The sequence below is a fragment of the Ruegeria sp. K3 genome, assembly GCF_056531845.1.
In genome coordinates, this window is sequence record NZ_JBQFMM010000013.1 from 61,880 (window position 1) to 86,803 (window position 24,924).

General features: G+C 57.0%; 22 protein-coding genes. 11 read left to right on the plus strand and 11 right to left on the minus strand.

Translation table 11 applies throughout. The features are described 5' to 3' along the window. From ACR0MP_RS19470 to ACR0MP_RS19480, 3 genes are all read left to right on the plus strand, one after another. Nucleotides 1-1,224, plus strand: a complete 1,224-nt coding sequence (locus ACR0MP_RS19470) for a class I SAM-dependent RNA methyltransferase (protein WP_480887630.1) — start codon at nucleotides 1-3, stop codon at nucleotides 1,222-1,224. 22 nt (nucleotides 1,225-1,246) lie between these two features. Beyond that, entirely contained in the window at nucleotides 1,247-2,032 is a 786-nt protein-coding gene (locus tag ACR0MP_RS19475; protein ID WP_170408783.1) for an ion transporter, read from the plus strand. Nucleotides 2,033-2,094: 62 nt separating this feature from the next. Continuing rightward, a complete protein-coding gene (locus ACR0MP_RS19480) occupies nucleotides 2,095-2,613 on the plus strand; it encodes a L,D-transpeptidase family protein (protein ID WP_170408782.1) in 519 nt (172 codons plus the stop codon). 7 nt (nucleotides 2,614-2,620) lie between these two features. On the opposite strand, the gene ACR0MP_RS19485 is transcribed toward ACR0MP_RS19480, so the two are convergent. The 7 genes from ACR0MP_RS19485 to cysQ form a co-directional block, all read right to left on the minus strand. After that, nucleotides 2,621-4,054 (minus strand): nodulation protein NodH, encoded by a 1,434-nt coding sequence (locus ACR0MP_RS19485; protein WP_480887632.1) that lies wholly within the window; start codon nucleotides 4,052-4,054, stop codon nucleotides 2,621-2,623. Nucleotides 4,055-4,060: 6 nt separating this feature from the next. Next, a complete protein-coding gene (locus ACR0MP_RS19490) occupies nucleotides 4,061-5,761 on the minus strand; it encodes a DUF5927 domain-containing protein (RefSeq protein WP_170613534.1) in 1,701 nt (566 codons plus the stop codon). Further along, a complete protein-coding gene (locus ACR0MP_RS19495) occupies nucleotides 5,758-6,744 on the minus strand; it encodes a glycosyltransferase family 2 protein (RefSeq protein ID WP_170408823.1) in 987 nt (328 codons plus the stop codon). Before ACR0MP_RS19495 ends, ACR0MP_RS19490 begins: the two co-directional genes overlap by 4 nt. A gap of 146 nt (nucleotides 6,745-6,890) precedes the next feature. Then, the gene (locus tag ACR0MP_RS19500; RefSeq protein ID WP_170737273.1) at nucleotides 6,891-7,937 is read right to left on the minus strand and encodes a glycosyltransferase family 2 protein; all 1,047 of its coding nucleotides are present in this window, start codon (nucleotides 7,935-7,937) and stop codon (nucleotides 6,891-6,893) included. Then, nucleotides 7,934-8,917: a UDP-glucose 4-epimerase GalE gene (gene galE, locus ACR0MP_RS19505; RefSeq protein ID WP_170408778.1), complete on the minus strand. Its 984-nt coding sequence runs from the start codon at nucleotides 8,915-8,917 to the stop codon at nucleotides 7,934-7,936. Before galE ends, ACR0MP_RS19500 begins: the two co-directional genes overlap by 4 nt. Beyond that, a complete protein-coding gene (locus ACR0MP_RS19510) occupies nucleotides 8,914-9,714 on the minus strand; it encodes a 3-deoxy-manno-octulosonate cytidylyltransferase family protein (protein ID WP_170408777.1) in 801 nt (266 codons plus the stop codon). Before ACR0MP_RS19510 ends, galE begins: the two co-directional genes overlap by 4 nt. Continuing rightward, nucleotides 9,714-10,511: a 3'(2'),5'-bisphosphate nucleotidase CysQ gene (cysQ, locus tag ACR0MP_RS19515; RefSeq protein ID WP_170408776.1), complete on the minus strand. Its 798-nt coding sequence runs from the start codon at nucleotides 10,509-10,511 to the stop codon at nucleotides 9,714-9,716. Before cysQ ends, ACR0MP_RS19510 begins: the two co-directional genes overlap by 1 nt. Nucleotides 10,512-10,633: 122 nt before the next feature. On the opposite strand from cysQ, the gene ACR0MP_RS19520 reads away from it, so the two are divergent. Further along, nucleotides 10,634-11,461: an ABC-2 transporter permease gene (locus tag ACR0MP_RS19520; protein WP_170408775.1), complete on the plus strand. Its 828-nt coding sequence runs from the start codon at nucleotides 10,634-10,636 to the stop codon at nucleotides 11,459-11,461. 54 nt (nucleotides 11,462-11,515) lie between these two features. On the opposite strand, the gene ACR0MP_RS19525 is transcribed toward ACR0MP_RS19520, so the two are convergent. Further along, on the minus strand, nucleotides 11,516-12,118 hold the full coding sequence (locus ACR0MP_RS19525) for an alpha-ketoglutarate-dependent dioxygenase AlkB (protein WP_170408774.1): 603 nt from the start codon (nucleotides 12,116-12,118) through the stop codon (nucleotides 11,516-11,518). A gap of 213 nt (nucleotides 12,119-12,331) precedes the next feature. On the opposite strand from ACR0MP_RS19525, the gene dnaK reads away from it, so the two are divergent. The 3 genes from dnaK to radC all read left to right on the plus strand — a co-directional run bounded on the left by dnaK (nucleotide 12,332) and on the right by radC (nucleotide 16,377). Continuing rightward, a complete protein-coding gene (gene dnaK, locus ACR0MP_RS19530; RefSeq protein WP_170408773.1) occupies nucleotides 12,332-14,239 on the plus strand; it encodes a molecular chaperone DnaK in 1,908 nt (635 codons plus the stop codon). Between the two features lie 74 nt (nucleotides 14,240-14,313). Continuing rightward, nucleotides 14,314-15,465, plus strand: coding sequence for a molecular chaperone DnaJ (gene dnaJ / locus ACR0MP_RS19535; RefSeq protein ID WP_170408772.1), 1,152 nt, complete (start codon nucleotides 14,314-14,316; stop codon nucleotides 15,463-15,465). A 156-nt stretch (nucleotides 15,466-15,621) separates the two neighbouring features. Continuing rightward, nucleotides 15,622-16,377 carry a RadC family protein gene (radC, locus tag ACR0MP_RS19540; protein ID WP_170408771.1) on the plus strand — a complete coding sequence of 252 codons (756 nt, stop codon included), beginning with the start codon at nucleotides 15,622-15,624 and terminating at the stop codon, nucleotides 16,375-16,377. A 3-nt stretch (nucleotides 16,378-16,380) separates the two neighbouring features. Here the strand turns inward: radC and ACR0MP_RS19545 are convergent, their stop codons facing one another. From ACR0MP_RS19545 to secA, 3 genes are all read right to left on the minus strand, one after another. Continuing rightward, nucleotides 16,381-17,937: a phosphate ABC transporter substrate-binding/OmpA family protein gene (locus ACR0MP_RS19545; RefSeq protein ID WP_170408770.1), complete on the minus strand. Its 1,557-nt coding sequence runs from the start codon at nucleotides 17,935-17,937 to the stop codon at nucleotides 16,381-16,383. 25 nt (nucleotides 17,938-17,962) lie between these two features. Continuing rightward, complete coding sequence (locus ACR0MP_RS19550; RefSeq protein ID WP_480763843.1) at nucleotides 17,963-18,880, minus strand: hypothetical protein; 918 nt, start codon at nucleotides 18,878-18,880, stop codon at nucleotides 17,963-17,965. Between the two features lie 100 nt (nucleotides 18,881-18,980). Beyond that, complete coding sequence (secA, locus tag ACR0MP_RS19555; protein ID WP_480887637.1) at nucleotides 18,981-21,698, minus strand: preprotein translocase subunit SecA; 2,718 nt, start codon at nucleotides 21,696-21,698, stop codon at nucleotides 18,981-18,983. 176 nt (nucleotides 21,699-21,874) lie between these two features. Between secA and ACR0MP_RS19560 the strand changes: the two genes are divergently transcribed. From ACR0MP_RS19560 to ACR0MP_RS19575, 4 genes are read left to right on the plus strand one after another with little or no spacing between them, the layout of a single operon-like run. Beyond that, nucleotides 21,875-22,723, plus strand: a complete 849-nt coding sequence (locus tag ACR0MP_RS19560; RefSeq protein ID WP_170399297.1) for a peptidylprolyl isomerase — start codon at nucleotides 21,875-21,877, stop codon at nucleotides 22,721-22,723. 4 nt (nucleotides 22,724-22,727) lie between these two features. Next, nucleotides 22,728-23,954, plus strand: coding sequence for a bifunctional glutamate N-acetyltransferase/amino-acid acetyltransferase ArgJ (gene argJ / locus ACR0MP_RS19565; protein WP_170636727.1), 1,227 nt, complete (start codon nucleotides 22,728-22,730; stop codon nucleotides 23,952-23,954). Continuing rightward, nucleotides 23,951-24,349 carry a (deoxy)nucleoside triphosphate pyrophosphohydrolase gene (locus tag ACR0MP_RS19570; RefSeq protein WP_480887639.1) on the plus strand — a complete coding sequence of 133 codons (399 nt, stop codon included), beginning with the start codon at nucleotides 23,951-23,953 and terminating at the stop codon, nucleotides 24,347-24,349. Before argJ ends, ACR0MP_RS19570 begins: the two co-directional genes overlap by 4 nt. 28 nt (nucleotides 24,350-24,377) lie before the next feature. After that, nucleotides 24,378-24,920, plus strand: a complete 543-nt coding sequence (locus ACR0MP_RS19575) for a hypothetical protein (protein WP_170737276.1) — start codon at nucleotides 24,378-24,380, stop codon at nucleotides 24,918-24,920. Nucleotides 24,921-24,924: the final 4 nt, after the last annotated feature.

A 24,924-nucleotide genomic window follows, 5' to 3' on the forward strand; every position in this document is an offset into this window, starting at 1 on the left:
ATGACGCAGCAATACACAATAAACCGCCTTGGACATCAGGGCGACGGAATCGCCGATGGTCCGATCTATGCGCCACGCACTCTGCCGGGTGAAGTGGTCAGCGGTACGTTGCTGGGTCAGTTTCTGAACGATATTCGCGTCGAAACACCCTCGGATCAGCGGGTCAAGGCACCCTGCCGTCATTACAAGGCCTGCGGCGGCTGCCAGTTGCAACATGCGACCGATAATTTTATCGCCGAGTGGAAAATTGAGGTGGTGCGCAACGCGTTGGCCGCGCAGGGGCTCGATGCCCCGATGCGGCCCATTCACACTTCGCCTGATCGATCCCGCCGTCGGGCCACCATCGCCGTGCGGCGCACCAAGAAGGGTACGCTGGCCGGGTTTCATGGTCGCGCTTCTGACACGATTACCGAAATCCCGGATTGCCATTTGCTGCACCCAACCTTGATTGCTGCCATCCCGGTGGCCGAAGCCTTGGCGTTGTTGGGTGGCAGTCGGAAAGGTGTGTTGGCCGTAACGCTGACCCTGTCCGAAGGCGGTTTGGATGTTGCGGTCAAGGGCGGCAAACCGCTGGATGGACCGTTGGAGCTGGCGCTCGCGCAAGCGACCGAGCATCACGGTCTTGCCCGGCTTAGTTGGGATGATGAAGTTATCGCCATGCGTGAGCCTCCGATCCAACGCTTTGGAACCGCTGGCGTCACCCCACCGCCCGGAGCGTTTTTACAAGCCACAAAAGACGGAGAACAGGCTCTATTACAGGCTGTTTCCGACGCTACGTCGGGGGCAAAGCGGATTGTCGATCTGTTCGCCGGATGCGGGACATTCTCGCTGCCGCTGGCACAGACTGCTGAAGTTCATGCAGTCGAAGGTGAGGCCGAGATGACGAAGGCCCTGGATCAGGGCTGGCGCAAGGCGCAAGGCCTGAAACAGGTCACGACCGAGGCCCGAGACCTGTTCCGCCGCCCGCTCATGCCCGATGAACTCAAGAAATCCGACGCCGTTGTGCTTGACCCGCCGCGTGCTGGGGCCGAGGCGCAGGTGGCCGAGTTGGCGCAGGCCATGCGCCCGGTGGTTGCTTATGTCTCGTGCAACCCGATCACCTTTGCCCGTGACGCAAAAATGCTGGTTAACGCCGGATATGCCCTTGAATGGGTACAGGTGGTTGACCAATTTCGATGGTCGTCACACACCGAACTTGCCGCTCGGTTCATTTTGAACAAATAACCCTGAGATAAGGACCGCCCGCATGGTGATCGCCCAACGACTGCTGCCCATCATCGAAGCACCGGCTTTCGGGAAATTCATCACCGGTGTGATCCTGTTCAACGCGGTACTGCTGGGGATGGAGACATCGCCTACGCTGATGGACGCAGCGGGCCCGCTGATCGTGACGCTGGACAAGCTGTGCCTTTCCATATTCGTTATCGAAATCGTCATGAAACTGATCGCCACAGGGCGCCGGTTCTTCACCAGCGGCTGGAATGTGTTTGATTTCGTGATCGTGGGCGTGGCCCTAGTTCCCAGTGCAGGGGCGCTTTCAGTTCTGCGGGCACTGCGTATCCTGCGGGTCCTGCGCGTTATCTCGGTCGCGCCGCGCCTGCGCCGAGTGGTCGAAGGCTTCATCTCAGCCTTGCCGGGCATGGCCAGCGTGTTCCTGCTGATGGCGATCCTGTTTTACATCGGCGCTGTGATCTCAACCAAACTTTTCTCGGGCACATTCCCCGATTGGTTCGGCGATCTGGGTCTGTCGGCCTATACGCTGTTCCAAATCATGACGCTGGAAAGCTGGTCCATGGGCATCGTCCGCCCTGTGATGGAGGTGTATCCCTACGCCTGGCTTTTCTTTGTTCCTTTCATCATGGTGACCACCTTTGCGGTGGTGAACTTGCTGGTCGGTCTCATCGTGAACTCGATGCAGGACGCGCACCATGCCGAGGATGAGGTCAAGACCGATGCCTATCGTGATGAGGTTCTTGAAAGGCTGGAATCGATCGAACGCCGCCTGACGGAACAGTCGAACAGCAAAAAGTGATTTAAGTTTCGCGAAAATCTGACATAATAATTGACAAAAAAGAGCATCAGGCAGTGAAAATAATGGATCGTCGAGCATTCGGAATGGGCGCAATGGCAACGCTGAGCCTTTCAGCATGTGCCTCAGCCAAACCCAGATTTCTTTCTTATCGCGGGCCCGAGGTGACCTCGATGGTCATCAACAAAGGTGCACGCAAGCTGTATTTGCTCCATAACGAGCAGATTTTGCGGGAGTACGATATCGATCTAGGATTTGCGCCCAACGGCACGAAAAACAAAAAAGGCGATGGTCGTACGCCCGAGGGTACCTATCTGATCGACCGCCGCAATCCGCGCAGCAGGTATCATCTATCGTTGGGTATATCGTATCCGAATTCGGAAGACTTGGCTAAAGCCAAGGCCGCAGGTGTTGATCCGGGCGGCGATATCTTCATTCACGGACAACCCAATCTACGATCCGAGTTCAAGCGGGCGAAGAAGACCCCGGATTGGACGGCAGGTTGTATTGCGGTCAAGAATGATGAGATCGAAGAGATCTACGCCATGGTGAATGAAGGAACCGTGATTACCCTGCGCCCCTAAGCAAGGTTCAAAGCGGTTTCCAGTCACCAAATCCAAATATTGTATAGTCGCGCTGGTATGCTTCCTTCGCCAGCGCTTCAAGCTGTGCGTCGTAAATCTGGTCAAGTGCAAACGGCGCGTCCGGCTTGGCCTTGTTTGGGGTTGGCGGGGCTGTATGCCCAACTTTGTAGGCAAGGTCGGGCAAGGCGGTTTCCATCTCATCCTCGCGCAGGATCAGGTCGGGCATGGTGAAACCGGCCATGCCTTCCAGCGTCTGCGCCTGTCCGCACCATTCCCCATCCACACGGATCGGGGTTTGACCCGCCAGAATACTGCGCAGCATGCCCAGAAAGGCCGCGAACGCCTCGGAATGCTGATCGCGGGAATAATTGCTGAGATCACCCTTGGCAGGCAGCGGCACCTTGTACCGTCGGCTCAGCATATTGCGAATGCTGACATATGCGCCGGGGCCTGTGTGCAGAATACGGTCGCAGAACACAGCGTGCGCGCGCGCCAGCGGATGGCGTAGCACCGTGAATTTGCGGTGACCGGGATGATCCTGCATCCATTGACGGGTCTGTTTTTGATTGCGGCCGGTGATCAGGTCGGCTTGAGACACCCCGTCCAGATCGGCAATCCACCGCACCACTACAGCCTCGGGGCCGCCGCGCACCGGAAGGTACATCAGCGAAGTTTGCGCAGCACCCACATAGCGCGAAACAGCCGGCCCGCGGTGCGGCTCGAAACTTGGGATATGGTGTAGCTTGAAGCGGTCACGTTGCGACACGGCCAGCTCCATATCATCCGGATTGGTCACTTTCGACAGGGCAGGCGCCGGGTTTTGGCGTTTGAGATGCTGGTTCAGTTCCTCAAGACGTGCGCTGACGCCCAGCCATCCGGCAAGGCCGTTCAGAACGTCCAGATCATTCAGATCGTCATAGTCGATATAGAACGGTGTTTGCCCGGTGGTCTGCAGATGTTTGAGCACTGTTTGTTGAAATGCTTGCCGCTGGTCGAGCTGTTCGGCGAATTCTTCGGCATCGAAGGTGATTTGCGCCTCCCGCCGTTGCTTGATGTTCACCAGCCGCCACTGCTTTGTTTCCAAGGCGATTTTCCACGATATGTAGCTATCCAGAGGATTGCGCATCAGAATGATTTTGGCGCAGCGCGGATCATCCAGCGCCGGTGGCAGCGCCCGCGCATCGTGGTCGCTGAAAAAACGAAAGCCGTTCATCTCGCCCGGCGCGTTTCGGATGGCGTCGATCAGCGCCATCGGGTCGCGTTCACGATCTTCCAGGGTAAAGCCCAGAACGCTGTCCAGTTTTGGCAGGCCGACGAAATAGGGGTTAAACGCTTCTCCGTGACACGTGACGCCATCCAGCGTGTTCAGCTGTAATTCAAGCAGGTTCGAACCGGTGCGCATATCGGCCAGAACGATGAAATAATCGAAGCGGCGGGTCATTTTAGGTTACTGCACCAAATAGGGCTTCTTGAACGATTTGGACTGTGCGCCAAACACGTCATTCACAGGGAAATCCCCCATCAGATAGGGATGCATCCCTTGGTTCTTGAGGTTTTGCAGGAACTTTCCGAACCCGGTCAGATCCACCATCGTCGGTGCCTCGGTCAGATGGGTGGGTTTGGGCGCGCCCATGTCTTCCAGAACGGTCTGCAGTTGCTCCATAGGGGATTCCACAAACTCTGCCATTGTCCATATTCGGATGCGCGTCTTTGCCCGAGCGGCATCCAGAAGCTTGAGCTGTTTGCTTTCGATCTGTTGTAGGCGGGCAGCTTCGCACCGGATATCGGCAAAATTCAGGTTCGAACGAAACAATGGAACCGCCCAGGCCCCCGAGATGACCGCAATATGTGCATTCTGGTCTTGCGTAAGGAATTCATTGATTTTCTGAATATCCGTTGGCCCGAATTGAAAGCACTGACGCTCGCCTCGTGTATTCCAGATGAGGTTCGACAGAAAGGCCGAGGGGTTATAGTCGCGTAGCGTGGCGCAATCGCTGAGCGCACCGTTGATGATCGTCTCATCTTCGGCAAATTGCGCCCGTTCGGAACCGAACAGGTGCCCATGCACCCGCCCGCCGATGGCGTTTGTCAGCCAGGGTTCGAAATCTTCGAACAACTCGGTAAAGCCTTGAAACACCGAATAGGGAAAGGCTGTCAGGCTGCGTTCCGTAGCCGCGCGGGGGAAGCGGCTTTGCATATAAAGACCATCTCGTCCGCGAACGCGCCGTTCGACCGCTTTGGAAAACACCCGGTCGATCTTGCCGGGGTTGGGCTCGGCCGGGGTCAGTGCGCCTTCGTGGTCGGTCAGGAAGGTCTGATACAACCGGTTCGCGCTGTGCCAGACTTTGCGCGCCACGAAACAGTCGGACCGGCGCAGCAATTGCAGGTGATCGTCGTAGAACATGTGCGGCCGACCTTGATAGTCGAACTTCGACAGGGTCAGCGATCGGCTTTCGATATGGGTGGAATAGAGTCGTGCCAGTGTCTGAAAATAGCTTTCATCGGGAATCCAGACCTGGCGGAAATAGCGATCATATTCGGCGCGCTTGGGATCCTGAAGGATGGCCGACAAGGTTTGGCGGGTCAGACACCACCATTGACTGCCCATATGCGGTACAAGGCCTTCGGGAATTCTGCGGCGCAGACCGAGGGCGCGTTGCAACCGCACGTAATTGTCAAACAGTTTTCGTTGCCTGCGCCATGAGAAGGGGAACCTCAGGGTGAAACGTTCCAGATCCAACCCGCCAATCGTCCAGCTGACGTCGCGCGTGGTTGCGCTTTCGATGAAATCGACACGGGGCCGGTCGGCCAGATAGTCGATCAGATCAGCGACCGGACGCAGCGGCAGACACGCGCCTGAAGACAGATATACATGCCGGACATCTGGAAACCTCTCCAACATCAGCGATGCGGCAGATTGTGATGCGGCGACAATACCCCAGCCGCCCCATTCACAGACATGGCGTTTTGAAAACAGGATCAGTGGTTCATCCGAACAAGCGGCGACAAAATCGGAATAAGCCGGATCGCCGACTTTCTGATCTACATGAATGACCACAGGACAGCCCGAGGCGGCCCAATGGCGTGCCACCTGCTCAACCCGATCCAGCGCGGTGTGCACCAGCATTACGATGCCCAAGCTGCTCATGCCCAGTTCCCCTTAGACATCAGGCCGAGGATCTCAATCTGTCGCCAGTTGATGTATTTCTCGGACCATTTGTTCCAGAAAACCGGATTATCCTCTAACTGCTTGGCATAAGCCTTGTACTCGCCCGACGCAGCATAGTGCTGTCCGCGCAGCAACTCTTCTTTAGCTTTTTCCCCAAGCGTATTGATCAGCTTTGCATGCAGCAGCGCTCCGCTGGTTTTTTCACCGCCCTGCTCTTCATAGACCTGATTGAGCCCGCGCGGCAGCAAGGCGTGGGTTGAGCTGACATAGGCGTAGCGCCGGTGCCATTTCACAAGAGGTATCTTGTTCAGGGCCGGAGCCTTCAGGGGATTGTTCTGAAAGAAAACCCGTGCGCGTGCACCGCCTTGAATCCACAGATTCCCATAGGTCGGGTTGCGGGTAATCATGAAGTTGCCTGAATCGAACCAAGGCGCGACTTCAAAAGGGTTCTGGCCCTCATGATAGGGCGCATCCATGATTCCGGTTTCGGGATACATGTCGATCAGCATGGTGCCGAAACTGCGCACACCAGTATCGTCCAGCCAGTCGGTCAGGGCGCGGATCGGGCGGGTATCGCAAAAAGGATAGATAAAGAATTCATCCGGATCGACCGTCAGAACCCAGTGCTTATGCGCATAGCGGCGCAGCAGGTAGTTGGACCAATCCAGACCAAAGGTCGCATTCTTGTAACCTACATCCGTCCACCACAGCGAAACGTCCGGCTGGCTGCTCAGGTATTCGTGGGTGCCGTCATCGCTGTTGTTGTCCACGCACAGGAAGTGATTGATGCCAAGCTTTCGATAGTAGTCTAAGAAATAGGGAAGGCGGATCTTTTCGTTCCGCATTACGCTCATCAACAAGATGTCGTTTTCTTTGATCTTGTTGGTGTTATCTTGCACCGCTTTCAGATCCCGACGCCGACGTAGGCAACGCAGCAGGCGGCGCTTGCGCCGCAATCTCATGCGATAGGAATCCAAAAGGCTCACGCGGCTGCCCAACCTTTTTTGATACGCGCGTCTGCCCGGGGCCGCCTGAGGCCTGAGTGGTGCCGGACATTAACGTTTTATGACATCTCTGCACCTTGTGAGGCAACGGGTTTAAATCCGGTTTACTTCCCCCCTGTGGCAGGAAATCCGCCCGCGTTCATGAGCCCAAGGTCTTGTAACTGTTGCCAATCACCTAGTTTGACCGAGTCAGAAGTCCAAAGATCAGGCCCGCTGATGATCCCGTCATAATAGGCGCCGAACCGATCGGGGTCGTGAAAATGTTGCCGCCTCTGTTTTTCGATCCGCGATTTGTCGACAACCTCAGGCAGGAATTTCGTATGGAGCAACACGCCCGAGGCGGTCTGCCCACCCGGACCGTCATATTCAAAATTCAAGAACCGGGGCAGCGCGGAATGGCACGAATTCACATAGGCCGTATGTCGTGACCACCGGGTCAGAGGGATCTTGTTCAGCGTCGGTGATTTTTGGGGCTGATCTGCAAAAAACACCCGCTCGCGTACGCCTCCCTGAACCCAAAGGTTGCCCATCGGCCTTTGGCGCTGGGCACGATAGGGGCCGGGGTCAAACCAGTTCAGGCAATCGGTTGGATCGGAATGCGGATCATAACTTTGCTTGCCCAACCGACCTTTGGGATAGAGGTCCAGCATCATCGCCCCAAACGTGGTTTGACCGCGCGCGTCCAGCCATGCAGCTAAATCGCGCATCGTATGGGTGTTGTGATGGGCGTAGATCAGCAACTCATCGGCGTCGACCATCAACGTCCAGTGGTCGTGCCCAAATTTCCACTGCAGCCAAGTCAGCCAATCCAACCCGAACCGAGACGCGCGATAGCTTGCCGTAGTCCGCCACAGCGACACATCCGGCTGTTTAAGCAAATACGGGACTGAGCCGTCATCGCTGCCATTATCCACCATCAGAAAATGATCAATGCCCAGCGTGCGATAATGGTGAAAGAACCACGGCAGGCGGGTGATCTCATTCCGCAGCGTGGTAAAGGCCAGAATGGCGCCGGGTGTGATCTTTTGCGTGTTGTCAGTCAACGACTTCAGTTGATGGCGGCTGCGAAAGGATCGCCACAACAGCCGCTTGCGTTTCAGGCGCAGCTTGTAGCGCTGCACCCAGCTTAGCGGCTGATCCTCAAGCCTCACTTGGTGTAGCCGCCATTCTGATGCCAACGCCAGGCATCCGTGATCATCGTCTCTAACGTTGATCTTTTTGGTGTCCAGCCCAGCTCTTCCTTGGCTCGGACCGAGCCTGAAACTAGACGCGTACAATCCCCGGCCCGGCGCGGGCCGATGCTATACGGCACCGCACGGTTGGTGACGGCTTTGGAATGCTCGATGACTTCCATCACCGAAAACCCCGACCCGGTGCCCAGATTGAACACGCGGCTTTCTTTGCCCTGTTCTAGCCACTTTAGCCCCAGTACATGTGCATCGACCAGATCACAGACGTGTACATAATCGCGGATGCAGGTGCCGTCGGGTGTGTCGTAATCGGTGCCGAATACAGTCAAGCCACCCCGCTTGCCATCGATGGCGTCCAGCATCAGCGGCACCAGATGGGTTTCTGGTTGGTGAAACTCTCCAACTTCGGCATCCGGGTCGGCCCCGGCCACGTTGAAATAGCGGAAGATCACGTGCTTCAGGCCATATGCGGCTTGGAAATCACGTAAGATGTCCTCGATCGCTCGTTTCGAAGCACCATAGGCATTCAATGGCTGCTGCTGAGTGCTCTCGTCCAGCACAACGTTGTCATGTTCGCCATAGGTGGCGCAGGTCGACGAGAACACAAAGTTCAAACATCCCGCATCCACAGCCGCTTGTATCAGTGTCAGCGAACCGGTGACATTGTTCGACCAATACGTTCCGGGCTCAGCCATCGCTTCGCCGACCTGACTGAGGGCGGCGAAATGTATCACGGCGGCGGGTTGGTATTTGGCGAACACTTCGTCCAGCCGGGCGCGGTCCAGCAGGTCGCCCTGCTCGAAAGGGCCGAATTTCACCGCGTCCTGCCATCCGGTGACAAGATTGTCATAGGTTACGGGCGTATACCCCGCACTTGCCAGTGCCTTGCAGGCATGAGAGCCGATATAACCTGCACCACCTGTAACCAGAATATTTGTCATTCAAGCCCCATAGCGGCCATCATTTCTTCGATCTTGGCCACGTCCTGCGGGTTGTTCAGCTCCCAGAACTGACGACCTTTGGCTTCAACTTCGACACACAGAACCTTGCGGCCGTTTTCCATGAAGCGCAGCTGTTCCAACCCTTCCAGTGTCTCCAGCGGACCGCTAGTCCAGCCCGGATAAGCAGTCAGAGCGTCAGGCCGATAGGCATAAACTCCGACGTGGTGGAATACCGGTGTCGGGTCACTGCTGGCATAGGTCTCGGCTGTGAAAGGGATCACTTCTTTCGAGAAGTAAAGCGCGCTGTGGTCATTGCCGAACACCGCTGTAGTGCCCCCGACCCGGCCTTGCTTGCGATCGTTCAGTAATCCGTTCAGTGCGTCCCCGTCACAGCGCAGCACGGGGGTGGCCACACCCGCATCTGGCGCGTTGCGCAGACCCGAGATCAGGTCTTCAACAAACCAATGCGGGGTCAAAGGCGCATCCCCTTGCAGGTTGACGACGATGTCATAACCGCCACCCAGAGCCGAGTGCGCCTCGGCGCAGCGTTCGGTACCGTTGCGGCAGGTGTCTGAAGTCATCACCACCTCGGCACCAAATCCCTCTGAGACTTCGCGGATACGGTCATCGTCGGTTGCCACAACCACGCGATCTACGCCTGACACGGAAATCGCGGCGCGCCAGGATCGTTCGATCAGAGTCATGCTGGTTCCGTTTGCCCCGGTCAGCGGAACCAGAGGTTTGCCTGGATAGCGGGTCGAAGCGTAGCGCGCGGGAATGGCAATCAATACTGACATCAGGCTTCCTTCAGCTCAACGCCCGGAGCATAGGCGATGAAAAATGGATTGGCATAGCCGTCTTTGCCATAGGTCAGCGGCGAATGGTCGTCAAAGCGCACCACATGTCCGCCCGCACCGGCCAGAACCGCGTGGCCCGCAGCGGTGTCCCACTCCATGGTGCGGCCAACACGGGGGTAGAGGTCGGCCTCTCCCGTCGCCACCAGACAGAACTTCAGCGACGACCCGGCACTTTTGCTGTCGCGCACCTGATATTTGTTGATGTAATCCTCGGTCGCCTGATCCCGATGCGACTTGGATGCAACGATCATCAGCGCCGAATTGTTTGGTTTAGAGACTGATATTGGCGTCAACACACCCGGCTGATCTTTGTCCAGTGCGCCGGTTTCCTCGACAGCTTGCCCATCGGCTTGCGTATAGAACATCCGCCCCCGCGCCGGTGCGTAGACCACGCCACGCGTCGGTACGCCGTTTTCGACCAAAGCGATATTTACGGTAAAATCGCCGCGCCGATTTATGAATTCCTTGGTGCCGTCAAGTGGATCAACAATCAGAAAGGTCTCGCCCTTTTCGGAATGCGAAGCCGCCTGTTCCTCGGTCACCAGCAGGATATCTGGAAAAGCCTCGCGCAATCCGGCCGAGATCAAAGCATCCGCCGCCTCGTCCGCCTCGGTTACCGGGCTTGAGTCTGACTTGACCTTGACGTCGAAATCATCTGCTTCATAGATCTGCATGATCTTGTCGCCTGCCTGCAAGGCCAGCCGCCGGATGACGGGAATAAGCGCGTCATAAGTCACAAAAAAGCTCCGTTCCTGTGGTTTGTTGATCAGGGCATCTCACGGACTTATGATGCGATGGATACGGAACAGCAAGAATTTCGTGCCAATTTGCGGCTGACACAGCAGGAAAGAGTATTCGAGTGTTTCACTACAAGCGAAATCAGTCGTTGCTGGGCGGGGTTTTCACCACCGCCGAGCTTATATTCCATGCGGTGGTCCGCAATATCCGCTCGCAGCATTCAAATGCGGTGATCGCAATCCTGATAAACATTGTTCAGGTCGTTCTTCTGGTGACGGCGTTTTATATACTTATGACGCTAATTGGTCGAATGACCGGCATGGCCAAAATCCGGGGCGAGATGGTTTTGTTCCTGCTCTCCGGAGTTTTTCTGTTCCTGACGCATATCAAGTCTGTCGCTGCTATCGCCGGGGTTGGATCCGGCAACAATCCGATGACACTGCATTCGCCGATGACCATGATGGTGATGTTGTCAGCATCTGCCTTCGGTATTCTGTACACGCAGCTTGTCTCGATCCTGGTCATCCTGTTCGTCTACAGCGTAGCCGTCTCGCCCCTTGTAATTCAGGAGCCCGGCGGTGCTTTTGGGATGCTTTTGCTGGCATGGTTTGTAGGATGCTCGGTCGGTCTTGTGTTTCTGGCGCTAAAGCCCTGGTTTCCAAATACAGTAAGCATCCTGACAAGTATGTACCGTCGTCTGAACATGATATTTTCTGGCAAGATGTTCGTCGGCAACGCATTGGGTGGGTTCATGCTGACTATGTTTGCGTGGAACCCGCTGTTTCACATCATAGATCAATGCCGTGGTTTTGTGTTCCGAAACTACTTTCCCCGCAACTCCAGTTGGGAATACGCGCTTTGGGTCGGGATAATCCTGACGATGATCGGCCTGCTGGGCGAGTTCTATACCCGTAAGCAGGTCTCGAAAAGCTGGGATGCGCGACGCTGATCTTGGCGGTGCACACTTTATCCTGAAAAGCTGATCCCGAATTTGGATTGTGTTTCACGTTGCGACTCTCAAAGTCAGGTTGATGCGTCCGCCCTTTGGCAAAAGTTTGGATGATCCAAACCGGATGCGATCAACCCCGTGATAGGTCAAGCGTGCCGGGCCGCCCATGATCACCACATCGCCCGAGCTCAGCCAGATCGACTCGGTCTTGCCGCCCCGCGTGGTGTTACCGATACGGAACAGCGCGTCATCGCCCAATGAAATCGACAGCACGGGCCACGAAAAATCGGCCTCATCCTTGTCCTGATGCAGGCCCATCTTGGTGCCTTCACCGTAATAGTTGATCAGACAGCAATCGGGCTGGCGATCTGCGCAGGTCAGGTCCTGCCAGATGGTCAAAATCTCATCTGGAATCGCGGGCCATGTCATGCCTTTTGGGTGCGTGTCCTGATACCGATAGCCCGCCCGGTCAGTGACCCATCCCAGTGCCCCGGCCGAGGTCATCCGCACTGACATTTCCTTGCCCGAAGGTGTCACGGGCCGATAAAGCGGTGCCACTTTCAGAATCGGCCTAAGCAGGTCAACTAGATGCGACTGCGCCGCCGCATCCAAATAGCCTTTCCGAATATCAAATCCGCGCAATAACAGCCGCGCCATTCCAGAATCCCCAAACCTTGCCAAAACCTTGCCAAAAAAGGCCACAGATTCCCGAAAACCTGCGTTTCTGAACGCTTGCAGGCCCCTGTTCTCGCCCTTATATACGCCTCGACGCGCGATGGTGTAGTGCTGTCGCGCACATCAATCGGGGGCAGGATGCCGCAACGGGTCCAACCCTCGGGACATCGCCTTGAATGGAAAGGGATTGAAAATATGGGAAAAGTAATCGGGATTGACCTCGGTACCACCAACTCGTGTGTGGCCATCATGGACGGCTCGCAGCCGAAGGTCATCGAAAACGCCGAAGGGGCGCGGACCACGCCCTCGATCGTCGCTTTTACAGAAGATGAGCGTCTGGTCGGTCAGCCTGCAAAACGTCAGGCGGTCACCAACCCCGACAACACGATCTTTGGCGTCAAGCGTCTGATCGGTCGTCGTGTGGATGATGCAGAAGTCGAAAAAGACAAGAAAATGGTGCCCTACGCCATCGTTGATGGCGGCAATGGCGACGCGTGGGTTGAAGCCCGCGGTGAAAAGTACTCCCCAAGCCAGATCTCGGCCTTCACTCTGGGCAAGATGAAGGAAACCGCAGAAAGCTATCTGGGTGAGGAAGTCACGCAGGCGGTTATTACCGTTCCGGCATACTTCAACGACGCTCAGCGTCAGGCCACCAAAGACGCCGGTAAAATTGCCGGTCTGGAAGTGCTGCGGATCATCAACGAGCCGACAGCAGCTGCGCTGGCCTATGGTCTGGACAAAGAAGAAACCCAAACCATCGCGGTTTATGACCTTGGTGGTGGTACTTTCGACGTAACCATTCTGGAAATCGACGACGGCCTGTTCGAGGTGAAGTCGACCAACGGTGACACCTTCCTGGGTGGTGAAGACTTTGACATGCGCATCGTCAACTACCTGGCGGATGAGTTCAAAAAGGAACACGGTGTCGACCTGTCTGCCGACAAGATGGCCCTGCAGCGTCTGAAAGAAGCTGCTGAAAAAGCCAAGATCGAGCTGTCCTCGACCTCGCAGACCGAGATTAACCAGCCGTTCATCTCGATGGGTTCGAACGGTCAGCCGCTGCACATGGTCATGAAACTGACCCGTGCCAAGCTGGAATCGCTGGTTGGCGACCTGATCAAGAAGTCGATGAAGCCTTGCCAGGCTGCCCTGAAAGACGCGGGCCTGTCGGCTGGCGACGTGGATGAGGTTGTTCTGGTCGGTGGTATGACCCGGATGCCGAAAGTGATCGAAGAGGTCACCAAGTTCTTCGGTAAGGAGCCGCACAAGGGTGTGAACCCGGACGAAGTTGTTGCTATGGGCGCCGCCATTCAGGCCGGTGTTCTGCAGGGCGACGTCAAAGACGTGGTTCTGCTGGACGTGACCCCGCTCAGCTTGGGCATCGAGACGCTGGGTGGCGTATTCACCCGACTGATCGACCGCAACACGACCATTCCGACGAAAAAGTCCCAGGTCTTCTCGACCGCCGAGGACAACCAGAACGCCGTGACCATCCGCTGTTTCCAGGGTGAGCGCGAAATGGCTGCGGACAACAAGATCCTCGGTCAGTTCAATCTGGAAGAGATCCCGCCCGCACCGCGCGGCATGCCTCAGATCGAGGTGACTTTTGACATCGACGCCAACGGCATTGTCTCGGTTTCGGCCAAGGACAAAGGCACCGGCAAAGAGCAGAAGATCACCATTCAGGCCTCGGGCGGTCTGTCGGACGAAGATATCGACAAGATGGTCAAGGATGCCGAGGAAAACGCCGAGGCAGACAAGGCGCGCAAAGAGCTTGTCGAAGCCAAGAACCAGGCCGAAAGCCTTGTTCACGCGACCGAGAAATCGATCGAGGAACATGGCGACAAGGTCGACCCGTCGACCGTCGAAGCGATCGAACTGGCCGTTGCTGCGCTCAAGGATGAGCTGGAAACGGACAATGCCGACAAGATCAAGTCGGGCATCCAGAACGTGACCGAAGCGGCCATGAAACTGGGTGAGGCGATCTATAAGGCACAGACGGAAGAGGGCGAAGATGAGCCCGCAGCCGCAGATGCCGCGCCGGGTGACGATGACATTGTCGACGCCGAGTTTGAAGATCTGGACGACGACAAGCGTAACTAACGGGTAACCGGGCCAATTTGGGCCGGTCCGGTTGCCGGGCCGGCCCGATTACGTTGAGGCAGAAGGAAATACTGATGTCCAAACGCGACTATTACGAAGTGCTCGGCGTGTCCAAGGGCGCTTCTGCGGATGAGATCAAGAAAGGCTTTCGCTCGAAAGCCAAACAGCTGCATCCCGATCGCAACAAGGACAACCCCGATGCCGAAGCGCAGTTCAAAGAGGCCAACGAGGCTTACGATGTTCTGCGCGATGCTGAAAAGAAAGCCGCTTATGACCGCTTTGGTCACGCCGCGTTTGAAAACGGCATGGGCGGTGGCGGCGGCCGTCCCGGTGGCGGCTTCGGTCAGGGCGATTTCTCCAGCGCGTTCTCTGACGTGTTCGACGATCTGTTCGGCGACTTTATGGGTGGCCAGCGTGGGGCAGGCGGGGGCCGTCGCGCCGCACGCGGTTCAGACCTGCGCTATAACCTGCGGGTCACGCTGGAAGAGGCTTATGCAGGCCTGCAGAAAACCATAAACGTTCCTACGGCTGTGGCCTGTTCCTCTTGCGAGGGAACTGGTGCCGAAGGTGGAGTTGAACCTACTGCATGTCCGACTTGTTCCGGCATGGGCAAGGTTCGCGCGCAACAGGGCTTTTTCACGGTTGAGCGCACCTGCCCGACCTGCTCTGGTTTGGGTCAGATCATCAAGAACCCTTGTAAGTCGTGCCAAGGTGCGGGGCGCGTTGAAAAAGATCGCGCATTGTCCGTGAACATCCCTGCCGGTGTCGAGACCGGCACTCGGATTCGTCTGGCCGGTGAGGGCGAGGCCGGAATGCGTGGTGGTCCTCCCGGTGACCTCTATATTTTTGTGGAAGTTTCCGAGCACAAGCTGTTCGAACGTGACAGCGTGAACCTCTATTGCCGTGTGCCAGTCAGCATGGCCAAGGCAGCACTTGGCGGTTCGATCGAGGTTCCGACCATCGACGGTGGTCGCGGTCGTGTTCAGATTCCTGCCGGCAGCCAGTCGGGCCGCCAGATGCGCCTGCGTAGCAAAGGCATGCCCGCCCTGCGCGGCGGAGGCATCGGGGATATGTTCATCGAACTTGCCGTGGAAACTCCGGTCAATCTGACCAGTCGTCAGAAAGAACTTCTGCGTGAGTTTGACGATTTGGGTGAAGATAATCACCCGGAATCTAAAAGCTTTTTCTCTTCTGTAAAGTCCTTCTGGGATGGCATGAAGGGTTAAACGGTTAAGCAGGGGCTCTGCCCCCATCGCCCTTTGGGCGACTCCCCCGAGATATTTATGGCCAGATGAAACAGGGGATCCGTCTGTTGCCGATCCGGCGGGCAGGGATAGGGCGCGTTAACTTTTCGGAAACCGATTCTGCGTCAGAGTGGTGTTATGACCCAAGACGCCTTTGCCGAAGCCCCCATGCTGTTCGATACGGATGAAGCACCGGCGCAGCCGCTGCCCGTTGGTCGGTTACCCTCCTACATCAAAGACCATCGCAAGCGGCTGCGCGAAAGGTTCATGTCTGGCGGATCAGCAGCGATGCCTGATTATGAACTGCTGGAACTTGCTCTGTTCCGATCCATCCCGCGTCAGGATGTGAAACCGCTGGCTCGGGCACTGATGGATGCGTTTGGTGATTTCAATCGTGTGTTGACGGCACCCGAGGAACGGCTGCGTCAGATCAAAGGCGTTGGGGACACGGTGATTACCGATCTGAAAATCCTTGAGGCCTGTGCCCATCGCATGGCGCGTGCCCGGGTGATGCAACGGCATGTGATCTCGGGGTGGGATGCGCTTCTGGACTATTGTCACACCACGATGGCGCACCGCGAGATCGAACAGTTTCGTGTGTTTTATCTAGATCGCAAGAATGTGCTGATTGCGGATGAAGAGCAGGCCAAAGGCACAGTGGATCATGTGCCGGTCTATCCGCGAGAGGTCGCGAAGCGGGCGTTGGAACTCAATGCCTCGGCTCTGATCCTGGTCCACAATCATCCATCCGGTGATCCGACGCCGTCGCAGTCGGATATCGATATGACCAACCGGATTCAGGATGCGTGTTCCGCCCTTGGTCTGACTTTGCATGATCACCTGATCATCGGGAAATCGACCGAACTGAGTTTCCGCTCGCAAGGCTATTTGTAAGGGTTATCGGATCCAAACTTCGACCCGACGATTCACCTTACGGCCCCATTCGGTGTCGTCGCAGGCCATCGGCATGGCCTCGCCAAAGCCCTCGACACTGATTTCGATACTGTCGGGGAGGCTGGTTTCGACCGATGCCAGCACTGCGTTTCGGACGGTTTTGGCACGCTGCAGGGCAATACGTGAATTGGCGACCGCCGCGCCCTCGCCGTCACTAAACCCAACAAAGATCAATTGACGCGCCTCCAACGTTCCGCTTTCCAAAGCTTGCGCAAGGTTCAAGATGTTTGACCGGGACTGAGCATCGGGCCGCGAAGACCCCGGTTCGAACCGAAAGGACAAAGATAGCCGCGAAAGTGGACGGAGGGTTTCGATCATGCGCTGCAACTCTTCCAACCCGACCTCAGCTCCACCGGTGCTGATCGCATTGGCCAGCCGATCGCCTTGCAGCCCAACCTGGATTGTTTCAAGGGATTGATCGACAAATCCGGCTTGCCGGATGACCATCTGTGCGGCGCTGCTTTGGGTATAGGCCAGAAACTGTCGCGCGACTTTGGGCAATCGTCGTTGCGGCAAATAGAAAAACATGGGTGAGGTCAGCGGATAGTCTTCGGTCTTGACCGACTGCCGCGTTGCCGGCAGGGCATGTCCGCATCCACCGGTCAGAGGCAGGGCGCGTGCAGTCCCGGCTTCGGCAAGGCTGGCGATGCCGATCGCGAATGGGTCGTTCGAGACTGCGCGCACCAAATCGCTGTTGCGGGTATGGCGTATGATCTTTGTGGTCATTGGTGCGTTCGTCGGCGACAACAGCAAATTCTCGACCGCCTGATCCAGCCCGGAACCGACCTGTGGCAGGTGCAGAGAGATCGGCGCATCAGGCCCACCGAGATCGCCCCAATTTGCGACCTCGGCGGTGAAAACCTTCACCAGATCAGCAAGCGATATCTGGCGCACGGGATTGTCGGCCGACACGATTGGCACGATTGCATCCAGAGCCAAGACGCGCGACCGGCGGGTTTGCGTCAGATCTCCGAGCCCAGCGGCTTTGGTCAACTCCAGTTCGTCCGATCGAATTTCCCGCTGCGCCAACACGACATCTGCGGTGTTCTCAACCAGATCGATAAAGCCGTCAGCCGTATCCGTTGCACGAAATATGAACCTCGCCAAAGGCGCCTGCCGATCAGGGTGATTCAGAGCGTAGACCCGCAGGTCTCCGGTACCCTCGGGCTGTGACAGTGTTAACCCTTCCTCGATGGCAAAGCCCTGTGCAAGCGCGGGCAGCAGTGTCTCGGCGATCACTGATGAGCCAGAGAAACGAACTTCGGCCACAAAATCCGTCAGGTTGGGGCAGGCTGGGCCGTCGCAGGTGACCCCTGATCCATCGACCGTCAGCTCTCCGAATTGCGTATCGACACGGTAGAATTCACCGTCGTAACCAAGAAGGGTGCCGATCACTTCTACCTTGCCGTCATGCGAGGTCAAAGTGATGTCCTGCGCGAATACGCTTTGTGCCAAGGATAAGGCAAAAAGCGCGGCGAACGCCGCACGAAGAATGCTCATTGGAAACCGTAGATCTGCCTGCTGCTTATTTGGCAGCGATTGTCAGGTCTGAGAACAGATTATTCAACACCAGAAAATCGCCAGCTGCCTCACAACCGGGCATATCCAGCGACAGGTCGCGTGAGCGTAGCCGTTCCGCGCGCCATTCCAATGATTGCACGCTTAGGGGCTTGCCGCAATTTGCTTCAGTGACCTCAGTTTCAACCGACAGAGTGATACTTCCGGCCTCGGTTGCGGTCTCAATGGGATATGAATAAACCTCGATGTTGCGCGCGACGTCCGAACCGCCCTGACCCAGATGGATCACCGAGCCCGCGCCGCCGGTCTGGGACCCGGACCACACGTGGCCTTCTTCCCCGTAACCTGCGCCGAATTCCAGCGCATGAAGCTGCAGATCGGTTTCGCCCTGCCACTGCAAGGCAACCCGGTTGAAGCTGTTGATCTCGGGCACATGCGTCGTCGCAACGGTGCCTTTCTCATCCGGCAGCGAGATCAGGAAAATAGCGTATTCCGACAGCGCCGGGATGGTCAGGTTCAAGCCGCCAAGCGCATCGGTCTCGGTGCTGAAAACCAGCCCGTTGTGATGAACCTCAATGGTCTCATTGGCGTGGCAGGGGGCCTTGACCCGCAGCCGTACGTTGGCGCCGGGCACAGCCATGGCGCGCGCGCTCATATCGCAATTCGAAGGCAAACGGCTGGTTTCTGGCGCTGAGCGTATGGATTGAGATAGATCCTTGGGACGCGCTTCTGTCGGGGAAGAAGAGGTCAGGACAACGCTTTCCAGTCCGGTCAGGTCCGAGTCCTGTTCCGAGATCGAAGCGACGCGTTCACCGCTCGGCTCAGCATTGGGTTGCTGCGCCGATCCGCTTTGCATCAAATATCCAATGGCCAGAGCGCAGGCAACGGTTCCGCCCGTGGTCACGTAGTTCTTAATGACAAACAAGACACCCTCCCCAGTTGAAGGAGCGAGTCGCAATTTGCTTCCCAATCAAGGCCAATATGTGGCCGTGAGGCGGACTCATTGTGGTGGAAAGCAGGTGACGTTAAGTCAACCTGCCGTGGCAATGTTTGAATTTTTTCCCCGAGCCACAGGGGCAAGGATCATTGCGTGACGGGTTACCCCAAGTCGAAGGATCATCCTCGACAAAACCCGGACGACTGTCACCAGACGCTTCGGCTTCGGCGATCGCCTCAGCATTCCCGGCAGTTTGATCCACAGCTTTCTGCGCCTGTGCCTGTTGCGCCGCCATCTGTGCGAGCATTTCCTTCTGTTCTTCTTCGCTCAGCGGGCGCACGCGCGACAATTGCTGAGTGACGGTTTCGCGCAAGGAATCTAGCATCCCTTCGAAAAGCTGGAAGCTTTCGTTCTTGTACTCGTTCAGCGGATCGCGCTGTGCATAGCCACGGAAACCCACGACCGAGCGCAGATGTTCCAGCGTCAAAAGATGTTCGCGCCATTTGCCATCGATAGTCTGCAGCAGAACCTGCTTTTCGATGTTTCGCATGTTTTCCGGGCCAAAGGCCACGGCCTTCTGCGCCATCATTTCATCGGCGGCCTTGATCAGACGTTCGCGGATTTGCTCGTCATCTACGCCTTCCTCGGCGGCCCAGTCCTGAACCGGCGCATCGATGGTCAGCTTGTCTTTGACCGCTTCGTGCAGACCTTCTGTATCCCATTGATCTGCATATGATTTTGGCGGCATGAATTCGTCGATCATATCGTCGATCACCTGCTCACGCATATCGGACACAACATCCGACAGATCATCCGCTGACATGATTTCACGCCGCTGGCTGAACACGACTTTCCGCTGATCGTTCATCACGTCGTCGAATTTCAGAACGTTTTTGCGCATGTCAAAATTGCGACCTTCGACCTTGGATTGCGCCCGTTCCAGCGATTTGTTCACCCAGGGGTGAATGATTGCCTCGCCCTCTTTCATACCCAGCGTGGTCAGGACCTTGTCCAGACGTTCCGAACCGAAGATGCGCATCAGGTCATCTTCCAGGCTCAGGTAGAACACGGTGCGGCCCGGGTCACCTTGGCGTCCCGAACGCCCGCGCAGCTGGTTGTCGATCCGGCGGCTTTCATGACGTTCGGACGCCATTACGTAAAGACCACCGGCCTGCAGCACCTTTTCCTTTTCTTCCGCGTGCTTGGCTTCTTCTGCCGCACGCAACTCGGCCGGGTCAGCCTCGGGGTTTTCCGCCAGCGCCTGCAGCACCTTCATCTCAACGTTACCGCCCAGCTGGATGTCAGTACCGCGACCCGCCATGTTGGTGGCGATGGTCACCGCACCCAGACGGCCGGCATCTGCCACGATCTGGGCTTCCTGTTCGTGCTGACGGGCGTTCAGAACATTGTGCTCGATACCCTCCTTAGTCAGCATCTGGCTGATCACTTCGGACTTTTCGATCGACGTGGTACCGACAAGAACCGGCTGACCTTTTTCACCGGCCTTTTTGACCTGTTCAATAATGGCACCGTATTTTTCGGCTGTCGTGCGATAGACCTGGTCGTCTTTGTCCTCACGCGCGATTGGTTTGTTGGTCGGAACCTCGACCACACCCAAACCATAGATTTCCTGAAATTCTTCCGCCTCGGTCAGCGCAGTGCCGGTCATGCCGGACAGCTTGTCATAGAGGCGGAAATAGTTCTGGAATGTCACGCTGGCCAGAGTCACATTCTCGGGCTGAATCTGTACGCCTTCCTTGGCTTCGATGGCTTGGTGCAGACCCTCCGACAAGCGGCGGCCCGGCATCATCCGACCGGTGAATTCGTCGATTAGCACCACATTGCCATCCCGAACGATATAGTCCTTGTCACGTTGGAACAGTTTATGCGCGCGCAGGCCCTGATTGACGTGATGCACTACAGTGGTGCTTTCGGGGTCGTACAGCGAATGCCCCTCGGGCAGCAGACCCGCTGAAAGCAGTTGCTGCTCCAAAAACTCGTTGCCTTCATCGGTGAACGTCACGCTGCGGCTTTTTTCATCGAGCGAGTAATGATCGTCCTGCAGCGTCGGGATCACGGTATCGATGGCAGTATAAAGGTCCGATCGGTCTTGTGCCGGCCCCGAGATGATCAGCGGCGTCCGCGCCTCATCAATCAGGATCGAGTCGACTTCGTCGACGATCGCGAAATTGTGGTGCTTCTGATAGACCTGTTCCAGATCGGCCTTCATGTTGTCGCGCAGATAGTCAAAACCCAACTCATTATTTGTGGCATAGGTGATGTCACACTTGTACGCCGCCATCTTCTCGGCATCCGGTTGGCCCGACCAGATCACACCGGTCGTCATGCCAACGGACGCAAACACCTTGCCCATCCATTCCGAGTCGCGCTTGGCCAGGTATTCGTTCACCGTGACCACATGTACGCCCTTGCCGGTCAGTGCATTCAGATAGGCGGGGAAGGTGGCGACCAGGGTTTTGCCTTCACCCGTTTTCATTTCCGAGATATTGCCCTGGTGCAGGAACAAACCACCCATCAACTGCACGTCAAAGGCCCGAAGACCTAGGGCGCGCTTGGCCCCTTCGCGGACATTGGCAAATGCTTCCGGCAGCAAGTCATCCAGCTTTTCACCGTCCAGCGCTCGTTTGCGCAGCTCAGCGGTTTTCTCGATCAGGCCATCGTCGGTCAGGATCTCGAACTCCGGCTCCAGCGCATTGATCTTTTCGACCAGCGGGCGGGCCGCCTTGATCTTGCGGTCGTTCGGTGTTCCGAACACCTTTTTGGCGAGCGTTCCGAGTCCCAGCATGTTCACTCCAGCGGATCTGTTTTTTTCTTGGTTGCGACAGGCTTGCCCACCTTGCGCGCAGCCCCTAGATACGGGGGGTGAAAGGCGGCCCTGTCCAAGGCTTCAAAGCGATGTAAGGGGCAGGTTCCACAGTGTCAACGCTGCGCCCTGTCGCGGCAAAGAAATAGGATAATTCCATGCCCAAAGGCCTCACTTTTCTGCCATCGCTTGCGCTTGCTGCCGTGATGGCGTTGCCGCTGGCCGCCCAGGACGCACCGGATGCCAACACCGTGGTTGCCCGCGTGAACGGCGACGAGATCACATTGGGTCACGTCATCGCCACCGCCTCGGCGCTGCCGGCGCAGTATCAGCAGCTTGAAGATGAGGTGCTATATGATTTCATCCTCGAGCAACTTGTCCAGCAGCACCTTCTGAGCCTTGAACAGGAAGAGCTGAATACACTCAACGCCCTTCGACTGGAAAACGAAACCCGGTCCCTGCGCGCCGTGCAAACCGTCGAAGCGCTGACAGCCGCCAGTGTCACCGATGAGGCCATACAGGCCGCCTATGACACGCAATTCGCCGAGTTTCAGGGCGAAGACGAGTTCAATGCCAGCCACATTCTGGTCGAATCCGAGGACGAAGCCAAAGCTGTCAAAGCCCAACTGGAAGAAGGTGCAGATTTCGCTGAGCTAGCGAAAGAAAAATCCACAGGACCCTCTGGCCCCAATGGCGGTGCGCTGGGCTGGTTCGGCAAAGGCCAGATGGTGCCCGAGTTTGAAGGTGCCGTGCTTGGCCTTGAAAAGGGTCAGGTCTCGGATCCGGTGCAAACCCAGTTCGGTTGGCACGTGGTCACGCTGAACGACAAGCGCAAGACCGAGGCCCCCGAATTGGCGGTCGTGCGCGATGAATTGGCTCAGACCATTCGGCAAGAAGCAATTCAGGCCAAGATTGACGAGTTGACGCAGCAAGCGCAGATCGAGCGTCCCGCGCTCGAGGGCGCCGGCCCCGAGGTCATGCGCCAGCTGGAGCTGCTGCAGGAGTAACCCCGTGGCCACGATAACCAAGGTTTCACCGCTGGCCCCGGCGGCCTTCCCCGAATTGCCCGCGATCGACGGTGTGCGCTTCGCCACTGTCGAGGCTGGTGTCCGATATCAAGGCCGCACCGATGTGATGCTGGCCGTTCTTGATCCGGGCACTTCGGTGGCGGGGGTGTTCACCCGCTCGGCCACCCGTGCGGCCCCCGTTCTGGATTGTCAGGACAAGATCGGCGGGCCCGGCGACGGGCCTGCAGCGATCCTTGTGAATTCGGGCAACGCCAATGCGTTTACCGGCCATTACGGGCAGACCTCAGTGGCCGAGGTGACACAAGCCGTTTCCAAAGCTACCGGAGTCGCGGTAGATCGGGTTTTTACCTCGTCGACCGGTGTCATCGGCGAGCCGCTGCCCCATGACCGCATCGTTGCACAGCTTGAGGCGTTGAAGGCGGGCCTCAGCCGTCACGCGATCGAGGACGCGGCGCGCGCGATCATGACCACCGACACCTTCCCGAAGGGGTCGTCGGCGCAGGTCGATATTGGCGGCCAAACAGTCTCTATTGCGGGGATAGCGAAGGGTTCCGGCATGATCGCGCCCGATATGGCGACGATGCTGGTTTATATCTTCACCGACGCTCAGATCGAGCAGACAGCGCTGCAGGCGATGCTAGGCGCGCAGACCGACCGGACCTTCAACTGCATCACCGTGGATAGCGATACCTCGACATCCGACAGCCTCTTGCTTTGCGCCACCGGGGCATCGGGCGTCGATGCCGCCGGCAATGCCGCTTTCGCGCAAGCGCTGGAAACAGTGATGTTGGACCTTGCGCAGCAAGTGGTCCGCGACGGCGAAGGGGCCACGAAATTCGTCGAAATTCGTGTGACCGGCGCCGCCACGGATGCTGATGCCAAAACCCACGGGCTGGCTATCGCCAACTCCCCGCTGGTCAAAACCGCCATCGCGGGCGAGGACCCGAATTGGGGCCGCATCGTCATGGCCATCGGCAAATCCGGTGCTGCTGCAGACCGCGACCTTTTGAGCATATCGTTCGGAGACATCCTTGTGGCTGAAAAAGGCTGGGTCAGCCCCGACTACCGCGAGGAAGACGCTGCGGCCTATATGAAAGGTCAGGATTTGGTGATCGCAGTCGATCTGGGACTGGGTCAGGGCGCTTCCACCGTCTGGACCTGCGATCTGACCCACGGCTATATCGAAATCAACGCGGATTATCGCTCGTGAAGACAGTGTTAGTGTCTGCTGTCGCTCTGATCGACATCGAGGGCCGCGTCCTGCTGGCCCAACGCCCCGAGTGCAAATCCATGGCCGGTCTGTGGGAATTCCCCGGCGGCAAGATCGAACCCGGAGAAACCCCCGAGGCCGCCCTGATCCGCGAATTGCACGAGGAACTGGGCATCGACACCTGGGCCTCGTGCCTCGCCCCGCTGACCTTTGCTAGCCACAGCTATGACGATTTCCATCTGCTTATGCCGCTATTTGCCTGCCGGAAGTGGGAAGGCATCCCACAGTCCAAGGAAGGCCAGGCGTTGAAATGGGTGCGGGCAAATGACCTGCGGAACTATCCGATGCCCGCGGCGGATGTCCCGTTGATTCCGATTTTGCGGGATTGGTTGTAGTTTTTTCCATATATATCGAGAAAAAGTTGTGAAGAATATTTCTGCAGTTTTGATTTTTGTTTCTACGACTGCGTACGCGGGCGAAAGGGAAGAACTCGTCGCGGCTCTGATGCAAGGGGGAAGCCATCAATTCGAAGATGAACGCCGTGAAGTTCAGGTTGATGGGTGTCAAATGACCACCTTTAGGTGGCGCGAAATACCCAACCATGGCTGGGTTCTCTGGACTTCATTCCAATTCGATATGATTGACGCTCAACTCAATGAGGACAATCGTTTTCCTGGAAAGAAGTACGCCTATGGCAAGCTTTACGACGGTACACCTGAGGTAGGTTTGGCGCTGTACGGATTCACAATGCGAGATGGCACGCTTACGAGACAAGAACGATCGGTGTTAAGAGAGCCCTCGTCGGATACGTCTCCCTCTCCTAGAGGTGACGGAAATAGCCACTACTACGAGTGGCGAGATAGCATGGTGATTTCGATGACAGGGCCCGGTGTAGAAACAAAAGCTATTACGTTTACAGAGGCTTATGACGCATACGTCAGCAAGTACTGCTCCTTCTCAAGTTAACATT